The following is a 24,734-nucleotide window of genomic DNA, read 5'->3' on the forward strand; positions in this document are numbered from 1 at the left end:
ACGCCGATCGTCGCGCGTTGACTGACGGGATGCCGCTTCCGCTCGCACCCGGTGCCGCCCCCTTCACCGCGGGCGACGTGTCGTTCGCCGATCTCGTCGACGAGCCGCTCGCACTCCCGCCCGAACGGACTCCGCACGGCCGCCCGCCGGTGCCGATCCTCGCGATGACGGTGCCGCTGGCCGGAGCCGTCGTGCTGTGGCTCGTGACGGGGTCGATGCTGTCGCTGTGGCTCGCGCTGCTCGGTCCGCTCATCGCGGGTGCGACGCTCCTCGACGGCCTGCGCGCGTCGCGGCGGGACGGTCGCAAGGCGGCGGTCGATGCGGATGCCGCGCACGATCGGGTCGGCTCCGCCATCGACGCCCGCCACGATCGCGAACGCGCGAGACGGCGTGCGCGGCATCCCGACGTGAACGGCTTCTTCGCCGGCGAGGCAGAGATCTGGCGCCCCTCACCCGGGCGCGCCGAGATGATCGTCGTGGGTTCGGGCTCGTCGCCCAGCGGGCTCCAGGTGACGGGCGGCGGCGCCGACGAGCGCAGCGTCGCGCTGCGTCGTCGCGCGCGCACCGTGCGCGATGTGCCCGTCTGCGTGCCCGCGGCCGGCGGCATCGCGGTGGTCGCGCGACCCGCGCTCGCGGTCGCGGTGTCGCGAGCGCTCGTGCTGCAGGCGTGCCTCGCGAGCCCGCCCGGCGAGCTGCGGATCGTCGGGACGCTGCATCCCGACGACGCGTGGGCGGAGCAGTTGCCGCATCGGCGCGCCGCGACGGGCACCGCCCTCGCGATCGTCGCAGCGGGGGACGCATGGCCACCCGAGGCCGAGGCGGCGATCGTGCGCGGCGATCCCGCGGCGCCGGCACCGACCGGCTGCGCCGCGGTCCTGACGGTCGCGTCGCCCGGCCGCGCGCGGCTCGACGCCGGTGGCGAGGTCGTCGACCTCGCGGTCGAGGGCGTCTCGCTTGCGCAGGCGCTCATCGCGGCGGAGCGGCTCGAGGAGCGGGCGTCGGGTCTTCCCGGCGCGCTCGCAGCGGCAGCGCCGCCGGTCGCGCTGACCGACCTCCTCTCCGATGCGCCGTCGACGGGGCTGGCGGCCGTGATCGGCCGCGAGAACGGCGCTCCGGCGATCGTGGATCTCGTCGCCGACGGTCCGCATGCCGTGGTCGCCGGGATGACCGGCACGGGAAAGAGCGAGCTGCTCATCACGTGGGTGCTCGCGCTGTGCGCGACGCGCTCGCCGCGGGAGGTGAGCTTCCTGCTCGCCGACTTCAAGGGAGGGACGGCCTTCGACGCGCTCGCCGACCTCCCGCATGTGACCGGCGTCATCACCGATCTCGACGGTGCGGGCGCGCGCCGGGCGCTGGAGAGCCTGCGCGCGGAGGTGCGGTGGCGCGAGGGCGAGCTCGCCCGCGCGGGTGCGCGCGACATCCTCGATCCCCGTGTGGAGCTGCCGAGGCTCGTCGTCGTGGTCGACGAGTTCGCGGCGCTGCTCGGAGATCACCCCGAGCTGCACGCCGTCTTCACCGACATCGCGGCGCGCGGCCGAGCCCTCGGGGTGCATCTCGTGCTCGGCACGCAGCGCGTGTCGGGCGTCGTGCGCGACGCGCTGCTGGCCAACTGCCCGCTGCGGGTGAGCCTTCGTGTCGCGGACGCCGCCGACAGTCGGGCCGTGATCGGCTCCGACGAGGCCGCGGGCCTCGCCGGAGGTGAAGCGGGTCGTGGCGTCGCGCTCGTGCGTCGCGCAGGGGATGCCGTGCCACGGCGGGTCCGGGTCGCGCTGTCCTCACCCGGCGACGTCCTGGCCGCGGCCGCGACGGCCGACGGGCATCTTCCTCGCCGGCCGTGGCTGCCCGACCTTCCGCGCCGGATCGACCTCGCCGAGCTGCCACCGGCCGAGGGCGGCGGGCTGATCCTCGGGCTCGCGGACGAGCCCGACCGGCAGCGCCAGGTGCCCGCCGCGATCATGGCGGACGATCGCGGTGTCCTCGTCGTGGGTGCCGCGGGCACGGGCAAGTCCACGGCGCTGCGCACGCTCGCGGCGCAGGCCGATCGCCGGATCGTCGTGCCCGCCGACGCCGAGGAGGCCTGGGACGCCGTCGCGCGCCTGTGCGATGCGCCGCCGCCCCGGGGCACGCTCGTCGTGCTCGACGACCTCGATGCGCTCGCCGCGCGCTTCCCGCACGACTACGCCGCCGAGCTGCACGACCGGCTCGAGCGGGTCGTGCGCACGGCCGGCGACCTGGGCGTCTTCGTGGCGGCGTCCGCGCAGCGCCTGACCGGGGCGGCGGGGCGGATCGGCGAGCTGCTGCCGCGCCGCGTCGTCCTCGGCGCGTCGACGCGCTCGGAGTATCTCGCGCTCGGCGGAGACGCGGCGCACTTCAGCCCGGATCAGCCGCCGGGTCGCGCGAGGCTGGGCGGACGAGCCGTGCAGATCGCGGTCGGTCCGCCACTGCCTGCGACTCCAGAGACCGCGCGGGCCGCGTGGTTCCCCGTCGACGGGGTCACCGGGTTCGCCGCGCGGAGGTCGCCTGCCGCGAGGGCCGCGCTCACGGCGTGGGAGGAGGCGGGAGCGCGGATCGCGCGGGTCGGCGACGAGGCGGTGCTCTCCGATCTCGGGGAAGGCCCGCCTGGCGGCGCCGACATCCGCGACCGGCTCGTGCTCGTCGGCGACGCGGAGGACTGGCAGCGCCAGTGGCAGACGCTCACGGCCGTCCGCAGCCGGCACGCGCTCGTCATCGACAGCTCCGTCGCGGCCGACTTCCGCGCGTTGAGCGCCGACCGCGCCCTGCCGCCGTACTGCGCACCCGGAAGATCGCGCGCGTGGCTGTGCCGCGATGCGCTTCCCGCGGCGCGGATCACGCTGCCCCCGCTCGACCCCGGCGGCGCGGCATGACGGATCGTCCGGGCGGGGGCCGCGCACGCGACACCTCGCACCGCGGTGATGACGGGCTCTTGACCGTTCACGAGAGGGACGCCTACGTTTCACCATGTGTCAACTACCCCGATAAACCTCGACCGACCCGACGGGAAGGGGCTCAAGGCGGGCGCGCTCGGACTGTTCGGCTCGACCGTCATCGGGCTCGCATCGACGGCACCCGTCTACTCCCTGGTCGCCACCCTCGGCTTCGTCGTGCTGGCGGTCGGCGCCCAGGCGCCCATCGCCTTCATCATCGCCTTCATCCCGATGCTCTTCATCGCGTTCGCCTATCGCGAGCTCAACAACGAAGTGCCCGACTGCGGCACGACCTTCACCTGGGGGACCAAGGCGTTCGGGCCCTGGGTCGGCTGGATGGGGGGCTGGGGCGTCGCCGTCGCAGGCATGGTCGTGCTGGCCAACCTCGCACAGATCGCGTCGATCTACTTCTGGAACCTCTTCGGCGTGGAGTTCGAGGCCAACAACGACTGGCGGGTCATCCTCGTCGGCGTGATCTTCATCGCCGCCATGACATGGGTGTCGTGGCGCGGCGTCGAGATCGGCGAGCGCATCCAGAACGTGCTGCTCGGCATCCAGTACCTCGCCCTCGCGATCTTCGTCGTCGCCGCACTGTGGCAGTTCTTCACGGGCTCGGCGCCCGACCCCACGCCGTTCGAGTGGTCGTGGTTCAACCCGTTCGGCTTCACGGACTCGAGCGGGTTCATCGAGGCGATCCTGCTCGCGCTGTTCATCTACTGGGGATGGGACACGTGCCTCGCGCTGAACGAGGAGACGAAGGATCCCAAGCGCATCCCGGGGCGTGCCGCGCTGCTGACGACCGTCATCCTGCTCATCACCTACGTCGGCGTCACCGTCGCCGCCATGATGTACGCCGGCCTCGGCGACACCGGCACGGGTCTGGGAAACGAGGCGAATGCCGACGACTTCTTCCTCGGCATCAAGGACGGCCTCCTCGGACCGCTCGGCTGGCTGCTCGTCGTCGCCGTGATGATCTCGGCGATCTCATCGACCCAGACCACGATCCTCCCCACCGCCCGCGGCACGCTCGCGATGGCGGCCTACAAGGCGCTGCCCAAGCGGTTCGCGCACGTGCACCCCGCTTACAAGACCCCGTCGTTCTCGACACTCGTCATGGGTGTCGTCGCGATCGTCTACTACGTCGGGTTCACGCTCATCAACGACAACATCCTGCAGGACTCGATCCTCTCGCTCGGGCTCGCGATCGCGTTCTACTACGCCATCACCGGGTACGCCTGCGTGTGGTACTACCGTCGCGAGCTGTTCACGTCGGCGAGGAGCTTCTTCTACAAGTTCTTCTTCCCCCTGCTCGGCGCCCTCATGCTCACCTACGCGTTCGTCCGGTCGGCGATCGACATGTTCGACCCCGACTACGGCTATTCGGTGCTCCTCGGCGTCGGCGGCTCGTTCGTCATGGGCATCGGCGCACTCGCTCTCGGCGTGCTTCTCATGCTCCTGTGGTTCTTCTTCCCGCGGGCCAAAGCGTTCTTCCGCGGTGAGAGCCTCAACGAGCAGACGCCCGTGCTCGTCCCGGAGGACCCAGCGGAGTTCAGCCGCTCGGTCGACGGCGGGCTCGCCTGAGCGGCGGCGGCCGCGACGGGCTCGCCTGAGCGGCGGCGGCCGGGACGGGCTCGCCTGAACCGCGCCGGCGCGCGAACGCGAGCGGCTCCCGCATCCCCGAAGGGAGGCGGGAGCCGCTGAGGTCGAACCGCGCGGGTCAGGCCAGCGCGTCGGCGAGGGGCGCGAGCTCGAGTCCGTGCGCCGTCGCGACGCCCGCGTTCACGATCGCTCCGCCGACCGTGTTGAGACCCGCCGCGAGCGCCGCGTCGGCGCGCAGCGCGTCCTTCCACCCCCGCCGCGCGATCTGCCGGATGTAGGGGAGCGTCGCGTTGGTGAGCGCCGACGTCGAGGTGTTGGGCACGGCTCCGGGCATGTTCGCGACGCAGTAGAAGATGCTGCCGTGCACGGGGAACGTCGGATCGGCGTGGGTCGTGGGGTGGGTGTCCTCGAAGCAGCCGCCCTGGTCGACCGCGATGTCCACGAGCACGCTGCCCGGGCGCATGCGACTCACCATGTCGTTCGTCACGAGCTTGGGCGCCTTCGCCCCGGGGATCAGCACCGATCCGATCACGAGATCGGATTCGACGACGGCGCGGTCGAGGTCGAGCGGATTGGATGCCGCGGTCTTGACGCGACCCTGGAAGTGGTCGTCGAGGTAGCGCAGCCGCTGCACGTTGGTGTCGAACACCGTCACGTCGGCGCCGAGGCCCACCGCGATGACCGCGGCGTTCGCGCCGGCGACGCCGCCGCCGATCACCGTCACGCGAGCGGATCGAGTGCCCGGCACGCCGGACATGAGCAGCCCGAGCCCGCCCGCCGATCGCATCAGCGTCGCGGCGCCGACCGTCGGCGCGAGCCGGCCCGCGACCTCGCTCATGGGCGCCAGGAGCGGCAGCCCGCCTCCGGCAAGCTGCACCGTCTCGTACGCGATGGCGGTCACGCCATCGGCGACGAGCCGGTCCGTGAGCGGCCGGTCGGCGGCGAGGTGCAGATACGTGAAGAGCACGAGATCGTCGCGGAAGTAGCCGTACTCGCTCGAGATCGGCTCCTTCACCTTGAGGAGCAGTTCCGCGCGGGCCCAGACCTCGGCAGCATCGTCGAGGAGCGTCGCACCGGCGTCCTCGTACTCGGCGTCCGGCATCGACGACCCGGCTCCGGCGCCGCGCTGCACGAACACCTCGTGTCCGGCGGCGGCGAGGTCGTGGACGCCCGACGGCGTCAGCGCGACGCGGTACTCGTTGTTCTTGACCTCGGTGGGTACGCAGATCCTCATCGATCGCTCCTTTCGGCTCCTTGTGGGAGCAGTGCTAGAAGGCGGGGCGGATCGCCCCGACATCGCGGCCGCCGCCGGAGACCGACAGCGGAAGCCTCGTCATGGTGTCGGACACGTCGGCCGACGAGAGCGCCCCCGCGCGCTCGAGCAGCCGCAGCGCGACGGCAGTGGCGGCGCGGCCGCTGCCGTCGAGCATCTTCAGCGCGACGGTCGTGCCGTTCGGAGCCACCATCACGAGCACACCCTCGGCGCCGGTCTTCGCGAACACGCCGAGGCGCTCCGTGACGACCGTGTCGGGACGTCCCGGACCCTCGATCGTCCATGGGTGCTCGCGCACGGCGCGCACGAGCGTGCCGGCGGAGCGGTGCAGCGCGAAGGGGGAGGTCAGCGAGGCCGTGCCGATGCGATGGATGGCCTTCGCGAGACCCGAAAGGCTCATGGCGTAGACGGGGGCGCCGCATCCGTCGATCGCCGTCGCCGACGCCTTCTCGCCGATGAGTCGCTCGACGACGTCGCGGATGTGCACCTGGAGGGGATGCTCGGGGTCGAGGTAGCCGCGATGATCCCAGCCGGCGACCGAGCAGGTCAGCAGCATCGCGGCGTGCTTTCCCGAGCAGTTCATGCGGATGCGGGCGGGCTCGTAGTGGTCGCGCACCATCTCGTCGCGGGCGCTCTGATCGGTCGGCCACGCCGGCGGGCACGCGAGATCCTCTTCGCCGAGCCGGGCGGCGTCGAGGATGTCCCGGACGACTGAGACATGGCGATCGGTGCCCGTGTGGCTCGCGGTCGCGAGCCCGAGTCGCTCGTCCTCGAGCGGAGCGCCCGCCGTGAGGCACGCGAGCGCCTGGACCGGCTTGAGGCTCGACCGGGGAAGGATCGGCGCGGTCACATCGCCGAGTCGCTCGACGACCACGCCGTCGGGCGAGAGCACGATCGCCGACCCGGAGTGCCGCGACTCGACGAAGCCGCTGCGTTCCACGACGGCGAGCTCGACGGCTGCGGCTGCGGCGAAGGTCTGCGGCACCCCGCCAGCCTACCGTCGGGCGGCGGTCGTTCTCCGTGACAGACTGTCCGCATGTTCGGCGAGCACCGGTACCATCTGCACACCACCTGGACCGGCAACCGAGGGTCGGGTACGAGCGGCTACCGCGACTACGACCGGTCCGCGACGATCGAGATCCCGGGCAAGCCCGCGATGCACGCCTCGAGCGACAAGCCGTTCCGCGGCGACCCGTCGAAGTGGAACCCCGAGGACATGCTCGTCGCGGCCCTCAGCGAGTGCCACTTGCTCTCCTACCTGCACGCTTGCGTGCAGGCCGGGGTCGTCGTCGTCGGCTACCGCGACGAGGCATCCGGTCTGATGGTCGAAGACGGCCGCGGCGGGGGGCGATTCACTCAGGTGGTGCTGCGTCCGCACGTCACGATCGCCGATGAGTCGATGAGGGATGCCGCGACCGCCGCTCATGTGCAGGCGCACGCCTGGTGCTTCATCGCCAACTCGGTGAACTTCCCCGTGCTGCACGAGCCGACCATCACGGTCGCCCGCACGCCGGGGGCGTGATCATCGGCGCTCGTGCGGGAGCACCTGCTTGATGCGGTCGATGCCGTGCGCGGGCGCCTCGTTGTAGGCGTTCGCGAGCTCCTGCTCCGACAGGGCGTGGATCGCCGCCATGATCTCGTCGGTCGCGAGACGGCGCGCCTTGCCCGAGTCGGCGGTGCCGTGATGCGAGAGGTCGAGCGGCTCGCCGAAGCGCACCGTGACCTTCTCCTTCAGCGAGGGCATCTTCGCTCCGACCGGCATGACGCGGTCGGTGCCGATGAGCCCCACCGGAACGACGGGGGCACCCGTCTGGAGCGCGAGGAAGGCGACTCCGGTACGGCCCTTGTAGAGCCGTCCGTCCAGAGAGCGCGTGCCCTCGGGGTAGAGGGCGACGGCGCGTCCCTCGTCGAGGAGCTGGCGCTGCTGGTCGAGCGCATCCAGGGCGGCCTGGCCCGCGCCGCGCTTGACGGGGATCGCGCCGATCGCCGTGAAGAACTCGCGCGAGAGCCAGCCGGAGAAGCCCTTGCCGTCGAAGTAGGCCGCCTTCGCCAGGAAGTGGACGGGTCGCGGCGCCACGACGGGGATCGCGATCGAATCGATGAACGAGAGATGGTTGCTCGCGAAGATGACGGCGCCCGATCTCGGCACGTTGGCCTTGCCCTCGATGTGCGGACGGTAGATGAGCCGGCCGAGCGGTGACAGGATCATCCGGCCTACGGCGTAGGTCAAGCCGATGCCGGTCGGCGACGGAGCCTCGTCGGTCGAGGGGATGTCGGAGGTCTCCGCAGAAGTCACCCGTAGAGGGTACTCCCCGGTCTATTCCCCCGATGGCATGGCCGTTTCCCAGCGCGGACCTAGGAAAGTCAGGGCAAGATGGAGAGTCCCCTTCTCTACACAGAGGTCTTTCCGTGCGCACACGCCCGCTCGCTCTCCTGTCCGTCGCCGCACTCTCGGCGCTGATCCTGGCCGGCTGCTCGGCCTCTCCGTCGGAATCCGAGGCGTCGCCCTCGGCCAGCGCGTCCGCCGATCTGTGCAGCGCCCAGGTCGCTTCTGGTGCCGCGTCCGAGGCCGTCACCGTGACGGGAGACCCGGGAACCGAGTCGACTGCCAGCTTCACATTCCCCCTCACGGTGGAAGACCTGCAGTCGACGCAGATCGCCGAGGGCTCGGGCGACCCGCTCCAGGCCGGTGACATCGTGCAGTTCGCGCTGTCGGCGTACAACGCCGAGACCGGGGAGAAGCTCGGCGCGCAGGGCTACAACAACGACCTCCTCCCGCAGCAGATCTCGCCGGACAGCGCGCTCGGCCAGGTCGTCGGCTGCGCCAAGCCCGGCTCGCGCTACGCCGTGACCTTCCCGGCGTCCGAAGACCAGGGCACGCCCGCGCAGGTGTACGTCATCGACGTGTTCGGCACCGTCCCGTCGGCCGCGTGGGGCGACCCGCAGGCGCCCGTCGACGGCATGCCCACGGTGGAGACCGCCAAGGACGGCTCCCCGACCGTGACACTGCCCGACGGCGACATGCCCACCGAGTTCAAGAAGGCGACGCTCAAGAAGGGCGACGGCGCGGTCGTCGAGGCCGGCGACTCGGTGCTCGTGCAGTACCACGGCGTCTCGTGGAACTCGGGCGACGTGTTCGACCAGTCGTGGGGCAAGCAGCCCTTCACCTTCACGGTCGGAAGCGGCGTCGTGCAGGGCTTCTCCGACGCCGTGACGGGTGAGACGGTCGGCTCGCAGGTCATCGCGGTCCTGCCCCCCTCCGCCGCCTACGGCGAGGGCGAGATCAACGAGTCCGACCTGACGGGCCAGACGCTCGTGTTCGTCGTCGACATCCTCGCGGCCGCCAAGCCCGCGGCGCAGTAACACCTTCTCGCACGGGAGCCCGTCACCTCACGGTGGCGGGCTCCCGGCGTCTAGGCTGACGGGGTGCGGCGCGTCCTCATCCTCGGCTCCACCGGATCGATCGGCACCCAGGCTCTCGATGTGATCCGGGCCAACCCCGGGCGCTTCGAGGTCGTGGGCCTCGCGGCCGGCTCCAATCGTGACCTTCTCGCGGCGCAGGCCGACGAGTTCGACGTCGACGACACGGCGATCGGCGCCGCCGAGGCGGAGCAGCTCGTCCGCGACGTCGAGACCGACGTGGTCCTGAACGGCATCACGGGCTCGGTCGGCCTCGGCCCGACCCTCGCGGCGCTCGAGTGCGGGCGCACGCTCGCGCTCGCCAACAAGGAGTCGCTCATCGTCGGCGGCCACCTCGTGACCGACCGGGCGCAGCCGGGCCAGATCGTGCCCGTCGACTCCGAGCACTCCGCCATCGCGCAGGCGCTGCGGGCGGGGGCGCCGGAAGAGGTGCGCAGGCTCGTGCTGACGGCATCCGGCGGTCCGTTCCGCGGCCGGACGCGCGAGTCGCTCGTCGACGTCACGCCCGCCGAGGCCTTGGCCCACCCGACCTGGGACATGGGCCGCGTCGTCACGACCAACTCGGCGACGCTCGTGAACAAGGGCCTCGAGGTCATCGAGGCGCATCTGCTGTTCGACGTGCCGTTCGACCACATCGACGTCGTCGTGCACCCGCAGTCGATCGTCCACTCGATGGTCGAGTTCAGCGACGGCTCGACGATCGCGCAGGCCTCGCCGCCCGACATGCGGCTGCCGATCTCGCTCGGACTGGACTGGCCTCGCCGCGTCGCGGGCGTCGGACGTCCGCTGGACTGGTCGACTGCGACATCCTGGACCTTCGAGCCCCTCGATGAGCGCGCGTTCCCGTCGGTCCGGCTCGCGAAGCAGGTCGGAGTCGCCGGCGGCACGTTCCCGGCGGTCTTCAACGCGGCCAACGAGCAGGCGGTCGACGCCTTCCACGAGGGGGCGCTCTCGTTCCCCGGCATCGTGGAGACGATCGAGCGCGTCGTCGACGCGCACGAGGCCCCCGCCCAGCTCACGCGCGAGTCGCTCGCCGCGGCGGAGTCGTGGGCGAGGGATGCCGCAGACCGGGCGATCGCCGCTCGCCAGTAGGCAGGGGCCGCTCGTCAGCAGGTCGTGAGGCCCCGCGCGCGGAACACCTCGCGCACCTGCTCGGTCAGCTCGGGCGCGGGAGGCTGCGTGTCGCCGAGCTCGTAGGGGCGCCCGATCGCCTCCCACTTCGCGCGGCCCATCTGATGGAACGGCAGCACTTCGACACGCGCCACGGCCCCGGGCCGGATGCGCTCCAGCGAGGCGGCGTAGTCGGCGACGATCTCGACGTTGTGCGGATCGTCGGTCAGCCCGGGCACGAGCACGAACCGGATCCACAGCTCCGGGCCGCTCGCGCGGCGGGCGATGCGCTCACCGAACTCGAGCGTCGGCTCGAGGTCGCGGCCCGTGACGTGCCGATACGTGTCGGGGTCGCCCGACTTCACATCGAGCAGCACGAGGTCGGTGTCGTCGAGCATCGCGTCGGTCGCGTGGGCGCCGAGGTAGCCCGACGTGTCGAGGGCCGTGTGCACACCCAGCTCCTTCGCGCCGCGGAGGAGTCGCGCCGCGAAGCCGGGCTGCATGAGCACCTCGCCACCCGACAGCGTGATGCCGCCGCTCGTCGCGCGGAAGATCGGGGCGTAGCGCGCGATGCGCGCGAGCACCTCCTCGGCGAGGACGGGATGCCCGTCGCGCATCGCGAGCGTGTCGGGGTTGTGGCAGTAGAGGCACCGCAGCGGGCAGCCGGCGAGGAACACGGTCATGCGGGTTCCGGGTCCGTCGACCGCCGTCACGAGTTCCCACGAGTGCAGCGAGCCCAACCGTCCCTCGCGCATCGCTGCGAGTCGCTCGGCGCGTGGCACGTCGGCGATCTCGAGCCCGTCGAGACCCGCATCCGCCCGGCGCCGGTCGATCTGCAGCGGCGCGTCGAGCCGCACTGCGGCATGCGGGAGCGGCGACGGCGCCAGGGGGAGCGCCATGGTCGTCACACCGCCTCGTGGAACGTGCGGGAGAGCACGTCGAGCTGCTGCTCGCGGGTCAGGCGCACGAAGTTGACGGCGTACCCCGAGACGCGGATCGTCAGCTGCGGGTAGTCCTCCGGGTGCTCCATGGCGTCCACCAGCGTCTCCCGGTTCAACACGTTGACGTTCATGTGGTACCCCCTCGACCCGATGTAGGCGTCGAGCAGACCCGTCAGGTTGGCGACCCGCTCGTCCGGCGTGCGTCCGAGACCGGCGGGCACGACGGTGTTGGTGAGCGAGATGCCGTCCTGCGCCTGGTCGTACGGCAGCTTCGCGACGGAGAGCGCGGATGCCAGCATCCCGTGCGTGTCGCGTCCGTTCATGGGGTTCGCGCCCGGCGCGAACGGCTCGCCTGCGCGACGGCCGTCGGGTGTGGAGCCCGTCGCCTTGCCGTACACGACGTTCGAGGTGATCGTCAGGACCGACTGGGTGGCGACGGCGTCGCGGTACATGGGGTGCGTGCGCACCTTGGCCATGAAGCGCTCGACGAGGTCCACGGCGATCGCGTCGGCACGGTCGTCGTCGTTGCCGTAAACGGGGAACGCGCCCTCCGTCGTGTAGTCGACGACGATGCCGCGCTCGTCGCGCACCGGGGTGACTGTCGCGTACTTGATCGCCGACAGCGAGTCGGTCGCGACGGAGAGCCCGGCGATGCCGCACGCCATCGTGCGCAGCACGTCCTTGTCGTGGAGCGCCATCTCGATGCGCTCGTACGCGTACTTGTCGTGCGACCAGTGGATGCAGTTGAGCGCCTCGACGTATGTCGCCGCGAGCCAGTCCATCGTGCGGTCGAAGCGCGCCATGACGTCGTCGAACTCGAGCGGACCGTCGCCGACGGGCGGCTCGGCGGGGGAGACCAGCTTGCCCGTCACCTCGTCGCGACCGCCGTTGATCGCGTAGAGGAGCGTCTTGGCGAGGTTGACGCGTGCGCCGAAGAACTGCATCTGTTTGCCGACGCGCATGGGCGAGACGCAGCAGGCGATCGCCGCATCGTCGCCCCACGCGGCGCGGATCAGCTCGTCGGACTCGTACTGCACGGCCGACGTGTCGATGGAGACCCGCGCGCAGTAGTCCTTGAACCCCTTAGGCAGAGACGGGCTCCACAAGACCGTCATGTTCGGCTCGGGCGCGGGGCCCAGGTTGTAGAGCGTCTGCAGGTAGCGGAACGAGTTCTTCGTGACGAGCGGTCGGCCGTCCTCGCCCATGCCGCCGATCGTCTCGGTCACCCACGTCGGATCGCCGGAGAACAGGGCGTCGTACTCGGGCGTGCGGAGGAACCGGACGATGCGCAGCTTGATGACGAAGTCGTCGATGATCTCCTGTGCCTCGGCCTCGGTCAGCGTGCCGGCGGCGAGGTCGCGCTCGATGAAAATGTCGAGGAAGGTCGACGTGCGGCCGAGCGACATCGCGGCGCCGTTCTGCTCCTTCACGGCCGCGAGGTAGGCGAAGTAAAGCCATTGCACGGCCTCGCGGGCGGTGTGAGCCGGCCGCGAGATGTCGAACCCGTACGAGGCGGCCATCTCCTTGAGCTCGGCGAGAGCACGCAGCTGCTCGGCGTGCTCCTCGCGCTGCCGCACGACCTCCTCGCCGAACGGAGCCGTGTCGAGGGTGAGCTTGTCGAGCTTCTTCGCGTCGATGAGGGCGTCGACGCCGTAGAGCGCGACCCGGCGGTAATCGCCGATGATGCGGCCGCGGCCATAGGCGTCGGGCAGGCCCGTGATGACGTGCGAGCTGCGGGCCTTGCGCACGGACGGCGGATAGACGTCGAAGACGCCCTCGTTGTGGGTCTTGCGGTACGTGTAGATGCGGCGCACCTCTTCGTCGACCTCGTAGCCGTATGTGTCGAGGGCGCCTTCGACCATGCGCCAGCCGCCGTTCGGCATGATCGCGCGCTTGAGCGGAGCATCGGTCTGCAGACCCACGATGAGCTCGTCTTCGATGCAGATGTAGCCGGGGGTGTGGGCCGTGATGCCGGCGGGCGTGTGCGGGTCGACGTCGTAGACGCCGCGCTCGCGCTCGGAGGGGAACATCGCGGTCAGGATGCCCCATAGCCGCGTCGTGCGCGGAGTCGGACCCGCGAGGAAGGCGCCGTCTCCCGTGTAGGGCGCGTAGTTGCGCTGGATGAAGTCCCGGACGTCGACGGCGTCCTGCCAGGGACCCGGGGCGAATCCGTCCCACTCGACCGGGGGCGTATCCGAGCGCTCCCTTGAGTCCTGTGCAGCAGCCGTGCGGAGAGCGCCCATGATCCGTTCCTTCCTCAGAGAAGACAGTGCGCGCCGGGCGAGCCCCTCACTGAGGGGGCAATGTCCGGCGCGCTGAGATCACGCTATCCCTGTGGTCAGACCACAGACGAAAGCTGCACGGGATGCACAAAGCCCGTCCCTGCGAGAGGGGCGGGCTTTGTGGTCAGACCACAGGTTCGGCTCAGTCGACGGGCCGCGTCGGGTCGGAGAGCGGCGTCTCGTCGGCGGGATACGGCACCGGCCAGTGAGGCTCCGGCACGGGCCAGCCCTCCGCCGCGAGGGCACGACGGGCGAGTTCTCGGGCCGAGTACGGGGTGCGCATGCCGCGGATGTCGCGATAGTCCTGGTGCCCGGGCCCGGCCCACAGGATCGCGTCTCCGTCGCCGACGAGGCGGACGGCCTCGATGATGGCGCGCTCGGGGGGCGAGAACTCGAGGATCTCGGCATCGGGCTGTGCGCGCCGCGCGCCTTCGAGGAGGGTCGCCCGGATCGAGTCGGGGTCTTCGAAGCGCGGGTGGTGGTCGGTGACGACCAGGATGTCGCTCCCCTCGACCGCGGTTCGCCCCATGTCGTGCCGCTTGGTCGCGTCGCGGTCGCCGTCGGCGCCGAAGAGCATGAGCACCTTGCCGGGCGTCACGCGCCGCACGGCGGCGAGTGTCTTCTCGAATGCGTCGGGGGAATGGCCGAAGTCGACGTAGACGGCGGGTCCGCGCTCGCCGGAGACGAGCTGCGTCCGGCCCGGAAGGTAGGCCTCGATGCGGCCCTCGTCGAGCGCATCGACGAGGGCGCCCCACTCGTAGCCGCCCTCGAGGATCATGACGATCGCGAGGCCCGCGTTGGCGGCCATATGCCGGCCGATGACGGGGACGACCGTCGTGAGCGACCGACCGTCCTTGGCCGCGAGGCGGAAGCGCGTGCCCTGGGGGCGCTCGTCGAGGATCTCGACGGTCCAGTCGGCGTCGGCCGCGGCATCCCGATCCGCCGCGATGGCGGGCGTGCCGACGGTGACGTACGGCACCTCGCAGCGCTCGACGACCTCGAAGCCCGGCGTCGAGTCGAGCGAGATGACGGCGCGACGGGCGCGATCGGGGCGGAACAGCGGCAGCTTCGCCTCGAAGTACTCGCGCATGTCGGCGTAGTCGTCGAGGTGGTCGTGGCTGAGGTTCGTGAAGCCCGCGACGTCGAACAGCAGGCCGTCGACGCGGTGCCGGCTGAGCGCCTGCGCGCTGACCTCGACGGCGACAGCCTCGACACCGCGCTCGCGCATGAGCGCGAGGAGGGCGTGGAACTCGGATGCCTCGGGCGTCGTCAGCCGCGAGACGATGACCTCGCCCGCGATGTGCCGCTCCGCCGTCGACGAGAGGCCCGTCACGACACCGAGCTGGCCGAGGATGCCCTCGAGGAGGTGCGAGACGCTCGTCTTGCCGTTCGTGCCGGTGGTGCCGAACAGCAGTGGCAGCGCGTCGTCGGGGCCCGTGCCGTACACCCACGCCGAGAGGTCGCCGAGCAGGGCGCGGGGATCGTCGACGACGAGCACAGGCAGCCCCGAGCCCTCGGCGATGTCGGCCCCGGCGGCATCCGTCACGATCGCGACGGCGCCCTTCTCGGCGGCGACGCGGGAGAACTCGGCGCCGTGCCGATTGATGCCGCGGATCGCGACGAAGGCCTCGCCGGGGCGGAGGTCGGCGGTCGCCAGCGTGACGCCGCTCACGGCGACGCCGGCGACGTCGCCGCGCACCTCGGTTGCGAAGCGATCGGCGAGCGCCGCAAGCGGACGGGCGGGCGGGTTCTCGGGGCGGAGAACAGGGGGCAGGTTCGAAGGCGCGTCAGTCGACATGTCGCCTCCATCCTCTCATCGAGGCGCCGCCCGGTCCCGCCGATATGGAGGGGGCGGGCTCGCGCCCGCCCCCTCGGGTCTCACGCCCTCCGGCGGCCGCGCACGAGCACGACGACCAGCGCGCCGACGGCGACGGCGAGCGCGCCGCCGGCGATCAGCCTCGCGACGGGGTCGCCGGCTGCCTCGGTCGACTCGTGTGAGGAAGCGCCGTCTGCGGCGGCGTGGTCTGTCGTGGCGGCGTGCCCGTCGTCGTCGGTCGCGACGGCGTCGCCGACGGCGACCGTGGGCGCGGGAGCGTCGAGCGACTCGGGATCCTCGCCGGCCGCGGCGATCTGCGTCCACGCCGTCGACCCGTCGACGCACTCCTGCGTCACGGGGAAGGCGGCCGTCGAGTTCGCGGCATCCTTCGAGAAGGCCACGACGAGCGCGACGGATGCCTGCAGCCCCGACTCGACGGGAGCGTCGCTCGTGAAGGTGACCCTTGTCGGCTGCTCGTCGGCACCGAGCTCGCGCTGGATGGTCCAGCCGCCCTGCACGACGGGAGTCGTCGTGGCGACGCCGTCGGGGATGTCGATCACGAGCGCCGTCGTGGGCGAGCCGTCGCAGCCGTGCGAGAACGAGAACGTGAGGGTCTGGCTCGCGCCGGCGGGTGCCGTTGCGGGGTCGACGTGGACGTGGGCCGAGGCGGCCAGCGGGGCCGCGAGGGCGAGGGCCGCGCCGGCGGCGACCCCCACGAAGGCGAGCGCGGTGCGGCGGCGAGGCGTGCGCGCGGCGTGGCGAGGGGTGCGGGAGATGGTCATGCGGATGCGTCTTTCTGCGTCGGTGCGCGCGGCGGCATCGGCCGGTCGCGGCGCGAAGAAGGGCGACGCGGCGCAGCGCGCGCGGCGTCGGAGTCTCGGGATGCGGCGGCTCAGGCCGTCGCGAGACGCGGGGCCGGCGGGCCCCTGCGCGAGATCTCCGACGTGAGGAAGACGCGCACGACCGGCTCGGCGACGGTGACGGGCGCGAGTGAGCGCGGGAAGTGGGCGTGCGGGGCTTCGACCGGGTGGCGGACGAGCCGCAGGATGCCGCGGGCGAGGGCGCGAAGCATCCGCTCGCCGCGGTAGAGGGCGACGATCGTGATCGCGGTCGCGACGGCGTGCCCGACGATCATGAGCGGATCGGGAGGCCACGCGGCGACGTGTGCCGGTGCCAGGTCGATGAGCTCGGCGTGGTGGAGGTGGCCGATCGACCTGCCCGTCGCGCCGTCGGCGACGGCGAACGAGAGATGGAAGAGCACCTGGCTCGCGATCACCGTCAGCGCGAGACGCCACAGCGCCAGTCGGCGGCCCGCGAGCGCGACGGCGACGGGCGCCGCGAGCAGCACGACGGCCGCGACGAGGAGCGGTGGAGGTGCGCCGCCGCCGGCGAGCGTGTGTGCCGTGGCGGCGACGAGCGAGGCGACGGATGCCGCCGCGACGCCGCGCACGGCCCGTGCCGCACGAGGGGCCCGCCGGTCCACGCGAGGAGGCGTGGCGTCGCGGCGGGTGGGCATGGTTCCCTCATCCTCTCACCGCACCCGGCGGCTTGACGGCGAACTCAAAGGGTTGCGCGAGTACCGTTGCCCCTGTGACCGCCATCGCCTTCGTCATCGGCGTCGTCGTGCTCGTCGTCGGGCTCGCCGTGTCGATCGCGCTGCACGAATTGGGGCATCTGCTGCCCGCCAAGCGATTCGGCGTGCGCGTCGGCCAGTACATGATCGGCTTCGGTCCGACGATCTGGTCGCGGCGCAAGGGCGAGACCGAGTACGGCTTCAAGGCGATCCCGCTCGGCGGCTACATCTCGATGGCGGGCATGTATCCGCCGTCGCCGCGCGAGACCGCGGGCAAGCCGGGGCGCGCGGGCGGCGGCTTCTTCGCGACGATGGTGCAGGACGCCCGCTCGGCGAACGACGAGACGCTGCACGGCCGCGACGACGATCGCGTCTTCTACAAGCTGCCGGTGTGGAAGCGCGTCGTCGTCATGCTCGGCGGCCCCGTCATGAACCTCCTTCTCGCGGTCGTGCTCTTCACCATCATCTTCAGCGGCATCGGCGTGCAGACCGCGACCACGACGGTCGCGGGGCTGTCGGAGTGCGTGCCGGCCTCGGTCTCGGCCGAGTGCACGGCCGCCGACCCGCCGGCGCCGGCCCAAGCCGCCGGCATCGAGCCCGGCGATGTCATCGTGTCGGTCGACGGCACCGCCGTCTCGACGTTCGCCGAGGCATCCGCCATCATCCGCCAGTCTCCCGGGCAGTCGATCCCGATCGTGGTCGAGCGAGGCGGCGAGCAGCAGACGCTGACCGTCACGCCCGCGACGATCCAGTCGCCCGCGACCGACTCGACGGCCGCGACGGAGGTCGGGTTCGTCGGCATCCGGCCGGATGTCCAGTACGTGCGTCAGCCGATCTGGACCGGAGTGCAGACCGCCGCAGAGAACGTCGGCCAGGTCGCGTCGATCATCTGGCAGCTGCCGGTGAAGGTCTATCAGACCGCCGCCGACCTCGTGACGGGGCAGGAGCGCGACCCCAATGGGCCGCTCAGCGTCGTCGGCGCGGGCATCCTCGCGGGCGAGGTCGCCGCCGTCGACGCTCCCATCGTCAACCGGGTCTCGGCGATGCTGGGCCTGCTCGCGTCGCTCAACATCGCGCTGTTCGTCTTCAACCTCATCCCGCTGCTTCCCCTCGACGGCGGACACGTCGTCGTCGCGCTGTGGGACGGCCTCAAGCGCGCGTGGGCGAAGCTCTTCAAGCGACCCGCGCCCAAGCCCGTCGACGCGACGAAGCTCGTGCCGGTCACCTTCGTCGTCGTCATCGGCCTGATCGTGATGGGCGCCGTGCTGATCCTCGCCGACATCTTCAACCCGGTGTCGATCATCCAATAGGACGAATTCCCGGTCGGGTGTCGAAATCGGGGTTGTCCGTTCGCTGTCGAGGTGAAACGGTTCCCCTGAGGAAAGGACCACGACCGTGAAGTACGTCATCATGTTCACCTCGACGCCCGAGCTCGACGCGGCGGTTCCGCCCGAGCGCGCGCAGGAGGTCTACACGCGCGTGTACGAATGGTTCGGCGAGCACGACGCGAAGATCTCCGACGGCGGCGCCGAACTCCAGCCCGTCGACACCGCGACGACCGTCACGCATGGAGCGGGCGGCCCGGTCGTCGCCGACGGTCCGTTCTCCGAGGCCAAGGAGGTCGTCGGCGGCTTCAGCGTGCTCGACGTCGCCGACCTCGACGAGGCCATCGCCATCGTGCGCACGTGGCCGATGCTCGATCTGCCGGGCAACTCGGTCGAGATCCGGCCGATGGTCACCGACTACAGCCAGTTCGAACAGTGATTCGGGATGCCGCGTCCCCGGGCGATCCCGCCGGCGGGGGCGCGGCATCCTCCGACTCCGCGCTCGCGCGCGTCGTGCGCGAGGAGTCGGGTCGCATCGTCGCGTCGCTCACCGTGGCGCTCGGCAATCTCGACCTCGCCGAGGAGTCCGTCGCCGAGGCGATCGAGGAGGCGCTGCGGGAGTGGCGGGGGAGAGGCATCCCGCCCAATCCGGGTGCATGGCTCACGCAGGCCGCGCGGCACAACGCGCTCGATCGCCTGCGGCGTGAGAAGCGGTACCGCGCCAAGCTCGCGCTGCTTGCCGACGCGCCGGTCTCGGCCGAGCTGGCGGATGCCGACGAGCGGCTTCCGCTGCTGTTCGGGTGCTGTCACCCCGCGCTGTCGCCCGACGCGCAGCTCGCGCTGACGCTGCGCGCGGTCTGCGGCCTCACGACGGCGCAGATCGCGCGTGCGACGCTGTCGGAGCCGGCGACGGTCGGGCAGCGCATCGTGCGGGCGAAGCGCAAGATCGGGGCGGCGGGCATCCCGATCCGCATCCCCGAGGAAGCCGACCGCGCGGAGCGCCTCGACATCGTGCTGACCGTCGTGTCGGTGATGTACACGGAGGCGCATCTCGTCGCGGGCGGCGATGCGTCGGCCGATCGCGACCTCGCCGAAGACGCGCTGTGGCTCGCGGGCGTGGTTGCCGACGCCCTGCCGCGCGAGGCGGAGGCGCACGGACTGCGCGCGCTGCTCCTGTTCCATCGCGCGCGGGAGAACGCGCGTGCCGTCGACGGCGAGCTCGTGCTGCTGGGCGATCAGGACCGGCGCAAGTGGGACGGGATGCTGCTCGCCGACGCGCATCGCACGCTGGAGCGCGCCGCGAGGCTGCGCCGCCCCGGGCGCTGGCAGCTGCACGCCGCGATCGCCGCGTGCCACTCGGATGCCGCGTCGCCGGCCGACACCGACTGGCTCCAGGTGTTGACGCTGTACGACATGCTGCTCGCCTACGACCGGTCTCCGCTCGTGCGGCTCAATCGCGCCGTCGCGCTCGCCGAGGTGGAGGGGCCGTCACCGGCGCTCGCCGAGGTCGAGGCGCTGGACCTGCGCGGCTACTACCTGTGGCACGCGGTGCGCGCCCACCTGCTGCGGCGCCTGGGCCGCGACGCCGAGGCGACCGAGGCCGACCTGCGGGCACTCGAGCTCACGGCCAACGAGGCCGAGCGTCGCCTCATCTCGGCGCGGCTGGCCCGCTGATCGCGACGTCCTGGTCGGCGCGCTGGCGTCGACTCGGTGCGGTGTGCACTCCGCGGGGTTTGGGGCGCATTCCGGTCCCGACACGCCGAGCGCCCCCGCGTGTCGGCGACGCGTGACGCCCCAAACCCAGCTCGCGGGTGCGCCGGGGCACGACGCTTCGACGGGCGCACGTTCGACGGGCGCAGCGACCGGGGTGGACGGTCCCGGGCTACCGGGCCGGGGCCGGCGTCAGGGCGTGCGAGACGAGCCGCTCGAGGGTCGTCATGCCGTCGCGCGACAGGATCGACTCGAGGTGTCCCTGCACCGACGCGAACCCGGGGCCGCGGAGCGCGTAGACGTCTCCCGTCGCGGGCTCGGCGGCGACGTCGACCTCGCCGAGCCGGGTCGTGCCCGGGGCGACGCGCGCCGTGAACGTGTTGTAGAAGCCGATCGATGCCGGCATCCCGAACAGGTCGACGGTCTTCTGCATGCCCTGATGCGGCCGCGCGAGGGGCGCGAGGTCGATCCCGAGCGAGTCGGAGAGGATCTGGTGGCTGAGGCACACCGTCAGCAGGGGCCGGCCCGACGCGCGGCGCCGCGCCACGATCTCGCGCATGCGCGAGATGCGCGCGCTCGAGGTGTCGCGGGGGTCGCCGGGACCGGGGCCGCACACGACGAGCTCGGCCTCGTCGACCTGCTCGTCGGACACCTGGCTCCACGGCACGATCCGCACATCGAGGCCGAGGTGGCGCAGCTGATGCGCGAGCATCGTCGTGAAGCGGTCCTCCACGTCGACCACGAGGGCCGAGCGCCCGGCGAACGGGCCCGTGCCCGCGGCATCCTGCGGGTTCAGCCAGAACGCGGCGAGGCGCGCGTTGCGCGACTCGAGCAGCGCCGCGATCTCGGGGTCGTCAGCCAGGCGGGCAGGCTCGGCCGTCGGCTCGTCCTCGTCGATCGCGGACGGGACAGGCGTGTCGCGGGGGATCGCGCCGATCGCACCGAGCACTCCCGCGGCCTTGCCGTGCGTCTCGCTGACCTCGCCGTACGGGTCGGAGTGGCGCACGAGGGTCGCTCCGACGGGCACGCGCAGCCGTCCGTCGACCAGGTAGGCCGTGCGGATGAGGATCGGCGCGTCGAGGTCGTGCGTCGGCTCGTCCTCGAAGGCGGAGTCGGCCCGCGGGGTGAACAGCGCCGCGACGCCCGAATAGTACCCGCGCGGCGTGCCCTCATGCCTCGTGATGACCGTGCACGCGTTCTGCATCGGCGAGCCGGTCACGGTGGGCGCGAACATCGTCTCGCGCAGGATGTCGCGCGGATCGAGCTTGCTGCGACCCCGCAGCACGTACTCGGTGTGCGTCAGGCGCGACATCTCCTTGAGGTGCGGCCCCGTGATGCGCCCGCCGTCGGAGCAGACGGCGCTCATCATCTTGAGCTCCTCGTCGACGACCATGAAGAGTTCCTCGGTCTCCTTCGTCGACTCGAGGAACTCGCTCAGCGTCGCGGCCGTCGCGCCGCCGGCGGGGTGGCGGAACGTGCCCGAAATGGGGTTCATGGTCACGACGCCGCCCTGGGCGCTGACATGCGCCTCGGGGCTCGCGCCGACTGCGATGTGCCCGGGCGTGACGATCGCGAAGGTCCAGTACGCGCCGCGCTCGTACTCCAGCAGCGCGCGGAACCACGTGAGCGCTGCGGTGCGGGCGTCGGCCTCGACGCCCGCGGTGAAGTCGCGACGGATGACGAAGTTCGCACCCTCGCCGCGGCCGATCTCGTCGGCGATGACGTGGCGCACGATCTCGGCGTAGTCCTCGTCGGCGACGTCGAAGCCGGCATCCTGAAGCGGGATCGGTGCGGACGGAAGCGTTGTGAGCGCCTCATCGCGCGCGAATGAGGTGTGCTCGGACACGACGAGGCACCGGAGCGGCGCGCGGTCGTCGTGGCACTCGAAGCCGCGCTCCACGACCTGCCGGAACGGTACGAGCGCCAGCACCTCGCGCCGGTCTCCCTGGACGGTGAGCGGGATGTCCGCGAGGTTCTCGACGTCGACGATGTCGCCCGTCAGCAGCTCGACCGAGACGCCGTCGCGCGCGATGAGGGCGAACGACTCGTGGCGAGCCAGCGCGTCGGGCAGGGAAGTGGGGCTCGGTGTCATCGCCGGCCTTTCATCGGGTCAGGCGGTCGCTTCAAAAACAAAGACCGCCCTCGGGCGGTCTGTGGTCTGGGAACGCGAACACACCGCCGTCAGCGGGCGGGCCACCACGTGGTGAGGTTCGCGGACATGCGGTCACGATAGCAGACGAGCGGATGCCGCGCCCCGCCGGCCGCCGTCACACTCCGTTGCGCTCGAGCGCGGCCTCCTGGTGGCGGAAGCCCACGATCTCGTAGCCGACGACGATGACGAACGGGGATGCCGCCACAAGGAGCAGCGACGTGCCGATGGAGGCGCCGATCGCCGCTGCCACGACGCTCAGAGCGAGCACGGCGACGCCTCCGACGAACAGCCAGATGTGGAACGGGTCGAAGACCCTCAGGAGTATCGAGTAGAGCGTGAAGACGAAGACCTCGAAGAGGAGCACGGGGATCGCGACCGTGAGCAGCGCGAAGGCCGGGTCGACGTGGGCCTCGCCGGAGATGACCTGCGCGGCGACGTGCAGGCCCGTGCCCACGCCGACGAGCGACCCGAACACGAAGATGTGCCCGTACCCCCAGGTGAACCCGCGCTCGCGGTAGCGATGGAGGATGCGGCCGGACGGCATCATGAAGTACACCCACCACAGTCCGAAGACGAGCGCCGTCCCGGCGAGCGCGACGACACCGGCCTCGAAGCTCCAGCCCTCCTCCTGCACGACGGCGGAGATCGCGAGGATCGTTCCGAGGACGATCTCGCCGAGCGTGATGATCGTGAGCAGCCCGTAGCGCTCCGCGATGTGGTGTCCGTGCCAGGGTGTCCGGCCGTACTTCAGCTCCGCGTAGAGCGGACCCGCGAGCTCGAAGAGGATGAGCACGACCACGATGGCGAAGGTCGGGGCGATCGGCAGGTTGACGAAGATCAGCAGGATCCAGAAGACCTGCGCGATCGAGATGTTGATCGCGTAGGCCAGCGCAGTCTTCCGGTGCGCGGGGTCGTTCTTCGCGGCGCGGAGCCACAGCGCGATCGCCGCCACGCGCATGATGACGTATCCGGCCACCAGGACGCCGTTGTCGATGTGCTCGCCGTGCGCGAGGGACTCGAAGATCGGCGGAACGCCGAGCGCGACGATGAGCACGCCGATCATCTCGACCATCGTGGCGAGGCGGAAGAAGATGTCGTCGTTGTCGTAGGCCGAGGCGAGCCACGAGTAGTTGATCCACGCCCATGTGACGGCGAACGTGCAGAAGAGGAAGCCGCTGAGCGCTGTTCCGAGGTCGCCGATCTCGAGGAAGTGCGCGGTCTCCGACGAGATCTGGCTGAACGCCACGACGAACGTGAGGTCGAAGAGCAGCTCCAGCGGCGTCGACGCGCGGTTCTCCTCGTGCGGGTCGCGCCCCGTCATCCGTCCGAGGCGGTGGCTCAGGCTCATGCGGGGCAAGATACCAGCGCCGGGCGACGCCCGGGCGCGGCATCCCCTCCCAGCCTCGCGTCATTCGCGCGGCGTAGGCTGTCAGCCGTGCCAGCAGTGAATCTCGGGATGCCGAAAGTCCCCGACGTGCTCGCCCCGCGACGCAAGAGCCGCCAGATCAAGGTCGGCAAAGTGCTGGTCGGCGGTGACGCGCCCGTGAGCGTGCAGTCCATGACCACGACGCCGACGACGAACATCAACGCGACGCTCCAGCAGATCGCCGAGCTCACGGCCTCGGGCTGCGAGATCGTGCGCGTCGCGGTGCCGTCGCAGGACGACGCCGACGTGCTGCACATCATCGCCGCGAAGAGCCAGATCCCCGTGATCGCCGACATCCACTTCCAGCCGAAGTACGTCTTCCAGGCGATCGACGCGGGCTGCGGCGCCGTGCGCGTGAACCCAGGCAACATCCGCAAGTTCGACGACCAGGTCGGCGCGATCGCGGCGGCCGCGAAGGCCGCGGACGTGTCGCTGCGCATCGGCGTCAATGCCGGCTCGCTCGACCGGCGCCTGCTCGAGAAGTACGGCAAGGCGACGCCCGAAGCGCTCGTGGAGAGCGCCGTGTGGGAGGCATCCCTCTTCGAAGAGCACGACTTCCACGACTTCAAGATCTCGGTCAAGCACAACGACCCCGTCGTTATGGTGAAGGCGTACCGCCTGCTCGCCGAGCGGGGCGACTGGCCCCTGCACCTCGGCGTGACCGAGGCGGGGCCCGCCTTCCAGGGCACGATCAAGTCGGCGACGGCGTTCGGCATCCTCCTCGGCGAGGGTATCGGCGACACCATCCGCGTCTCGCTCTCGGCTCCTCCCGCCGAAGAGGTCAAGGTCGGACATCAGATCCTGCAGTCGCTCAACCTGCGCGAGCGCAAGCTCGAGATCGTGTCGTGCCCCTCGTGCGGCCGCGCCCAGGTCGATGTCTACACGCTGGCCGACGACGTCACGGAGGGCCTGAAGGACATGACGGTGCCGCTGCGCGTCGCCGTCATGGGCTGCGTCGTCAACGGTCCGGGCGAGGCGCGCGAGGCCGACCTCGGCGTCGCCTCGGGCAACGGGAAGGGTCAGATCTTCGTGAAGGGCCAGGTCATCAAGACCGTCCCCGAGTCGGAGATCGTCGCGACCCTGATCGAAGAGGCGAACCGCATCGCCGACGAACTGGGCCCCGACGCCCCGGTCGGCACCGCGCAGGTCCTCACCGCCTGAG

Annotated in this window: 19 protein-coding genes; 9 read left to right on the forward strand and 10 right to left on the reverse strand. The window is 71.3% G+C overall.

What is annotated here, in order from left to right:
- Positions 1-29: 29 nt before the first annotated feature.
- Together ACH3VR_RS11055 and ACH3VR_RS11060 are read left to right on the forward strand one after the other, a co-directional pair.
- Positions 30-2,885: an FtsK/SpoIIIE domain-containing protein gene (locus ACH3VR_RS11055; protein ID WP_396640838.1), complete on the forward strand. Its 2,856-nt coding sequence runs from the start codon at positions 30-32 to the stop codon at positions 2,883-2,885.
- 96 nt (positions 2,886-2,981) lie between these two features.
- Positions 2,982-4,526 (forward strand): APC family permease, encoded by a 1,545-nt coding sequence (locus ACH3VR_RS11060; protein WP_396640839.1) that lies wholly within the window; start codon positions 2,982-2,984, stop codon positions 4,524-4,526.
- A gap of 136 nt (positions 4,527-4,662) precedes the next feature.
- On the opposite strand, the gene ald is transcribed toward ACH3VR_RS11060, so the two are convergent.
- Both ald and ACH3VR_RS11070 read right to left on the reverse strand, forming a co-directional pair.
- Positions 4,663-5,778: an alanine dehydrogenase gene (gene ald / locus ACH3VR_RS11065; protein WP_396640840.1), complete on the reverse strand. Its 1,116-nt coding sequence runs from the start codon at positions 5,776-5,778 to the stop codon at positions 4,663-4,665.
- A gap of 34 nt (positions 5,779-5,812) precedes the next feature.
- Positions 5,813-6,802 (reverse strand): asparaginase, encoded by a 990-nt coding sequence (locus ACH3VR_RS11070; protein ID WP_396640841.1) that lies wholly within the window; start codon positions 6,800-6,802, stop codon positions 5,813-5,815.
- Between the two features lie 51 nt (positions 6,803-6,853).
- On the opposite strand from ACH3VR_RS11070, the gene ACH3VR_RS11075 reads away from it, so the two are divergent.
- Positions 6,854-7,339, forward strand: a complete 486-nt coding sequence (locus ACH3VR_RS11075) for an OsmC family protein (RefSeq protein WP_396640842.1) — start codon at positions 6,854-6,856, stop codon at positions 7,337-7,339.
- On the opposite strand, the gene ACH3VR_RS11080 is transcribed toward ACH3VR_RS11075, so the two are convergent.
- Positions 7,340-8,113 carry a lysophospholipid acyltransferase family protein gene (locus tag ACH3VR_RS11080; protein ID WP_396640843.1) on the reverse strand — a complete coding sequence of 258 codons (774 nt, stop codon included), beginning with the start codon at positions 8,111-8,113 and terminating at the stop codon, positions 7,340-7,342. It abuts the gene before it with no gap.
- Positions 8,114-8,226: 113 nt separating this feature from the next.
- Between ACH3VR_RS11080 and ACH3VR_RS11085 the strand changes: the two genes are divergently transcribed.
- Entirely contained in the window at positions 8,227-9,180 is a 954-nt protein-coding gene (locus ACH3VR_RS11085; RefSeq protein ID WP_396640844.1) for an FKBP-type peptidyl-prolyl cis-trans isomerase, read from the forward strand.
- 63 nt (positions 9,181-9,243) lie between these two features.
- Positions 9,244-10,329 (forward strand): 1-deoxy-D-xylulose-5-phosphate reductoisomerase, encoded by a 1,086-nt coding sequence (dxr, locus tag ACH3VR_RS11090; RefSeq protein ID WP_396640845.1) that lies wholly within the window; start codon positions 9,244-9,246, stop codon positions 10,327-10,329.
- Between the two features lie 14 nt (positions 10,330-10,343).
- Here dxr and pflA read toward each other — a convergent pair whose 3' ends face one another.
- The 5 genes from pflA to ACH3VR_RS11115 form a co-directional block, all read right to left on the reverse strand.
- A complete protein-coding gene (pflA, locus tag ACH3VR_RS11095) occupies positions 10,344-11,246 on the reverse strand; it encodes a pyruvate formate-lyase-activating protein (RefSeq protein ID WP_396640846.1) in 903 nt (300 codons plus the stop codon).
- Positions 11,247-11,251: 5 nt separating this feature from the next.
- Positions 11,252-13,531, reverse strand: a complete 2,280-nt coding sequence (gene pflB / locus ACH3VR_RS11100; RefSeq protein WP_396640847.1) for a formate C-acetyltransferase — start codon at positions 13,529-13,531, stop codon at positions 11,252-11,254.
- A gap of 181 nt (positions 13,532-13,712) precedes the next feature.
- Positions 13,713-15,368, reverse strand: a complete 1,656-nt coding sequence (locus tag ACH3VR_RS11105) for a Mur ligase family protein (protein ID WP_396640848.1) — start codon at positions 15,366-15,368, stop codon at positions 13,713-13,715.
- 80 nt (positions 15,369-15,448) lie between these two features.
- The gene (locus ACH3VR_RS11110; protein WP_396640849.1) at positions 15,449-16,168 is read right to left on the reverse strand and encodes a DUF1775 domain-containing protein; all 720 of its coding nucleotides are present in this window, start codon (positions 16,166-16,168) and stop codon (positions 15,449-15,451) included.
- Between the two features lie 110 nt (positions 16,169-16,278).
- Complete coding sequence (locus ACH3VR_RS11115; RefSeq protein WP_396640850.1) at positions 16,279-16,902, reverse strand: hypothetical protein; 624 nt, start codon at positions 16,900-16,902, stop codon at positions 16,279-16,281.
- A gap of 74 nt (positions 16,903-16,976) precedes the next feature.
- Between ACH3VR_RS11115 and ACH3VR_RS11120 the strand changes: the two genes are divergently transcribed.
- From ACH3VR_RS11120 to ACH3VR_RS11130, 3 genes are all read left to right on the forward strand, one after another.
- Complete coding sequence (locus tag ACH3VR_RS11120) at positions 16,977-18,269, forward strand: M50 family metallopeptidase (RefSeq protein ID WP_396640851.1); 1,293 nt, start codon at positions 16,977-16,979, stop codon at positions 18,267-18,269.
- A gap of 85 nt (positions 18,270-18,354) precedes the next feature.
- Complete coding sequence (locus ACH3VR_RS11125) at positions 18,355-18,723, forward strand: YciI family protein (protein ID WP_396640852.1); 369 nt, start codon at positions 18,355-18,357, stop codon at positions 18,721-18,723.
- The gene (locus tag ACH3VR_RS11130) at positions 18,720-19,958 is read left to right on the forward strand and encodes an RNA polymerase sigma factor (RefSeq protein ID WP_396640853.1); all 1,239 of its coding nucleotides are present in this window, start codon (positions 18,720-18,722) and stop codon (positions 19,956-19,958) included. Before ACH3VR_RS11125 ends, ACH3VR_RS11130 begins: the two co-directional genes overlap by 4 nt.
- Before the next feature lie 208 nt (positions 19,959-20,166).
- Here ACH3VR_RS11130 and ACH3VR_RS11135 read toward each other — a convergent pair whose 3' ends face one another.
- The gene (locus tag ACH3VR_RS11135; RefSeq protein WP_396640854.1) at positions 20,167-22,086 is read right to left on the reverse strand and encodes an anthranilate synthase family protein; all 1,920 of its coding nucleotides are present in this window, start codon (positions 22,084-22,086) and stop codon (positions 20,167-20,169) included.
- A gap of 175 nt (positions 22,087-22,261) precedes the next feature.
- Entirely contained in the window at positions 22,262-23,494 is a 1,233-nt protein-coding gene (locus tag ACH3VR_RS11140) for a low temperature requirement protein A (RefSeq protein ID WP_396640855.1), read from the reverse strand.
- A gap of 108 nt (positions 23,495-23,602) precedes the next feature.
- On the opposite strand from ACH3VR_RS11140, the gene ispG reads away from it, so the two are divergent.
- Entirely contained in the window at positions 23,603-24,733 is a 1,131-nt protein-coding gene (gene ispG / locus ACH3VR_RS11145; protein WP_397556510.1) for a flavodoxin-dependent (E)-4-hydroxy-3-methylbut-2-enyl-diphosphate synthase, read from the forward strand.
- Position 24,734 lies beyond the last annotated feature (1 nt).

Origin of the sequence: Microbacterium alkaliflavum (assembly GCF_044325405.1) — a bacterium.
In the GTDB taxonomy this organism is placed as follows: Bacteria; Actinomycetota; Actinomycetes; order Actinomycetales; family Microbacteriaceae; genus Microbacterium; species Microbacterium alkaliflavum.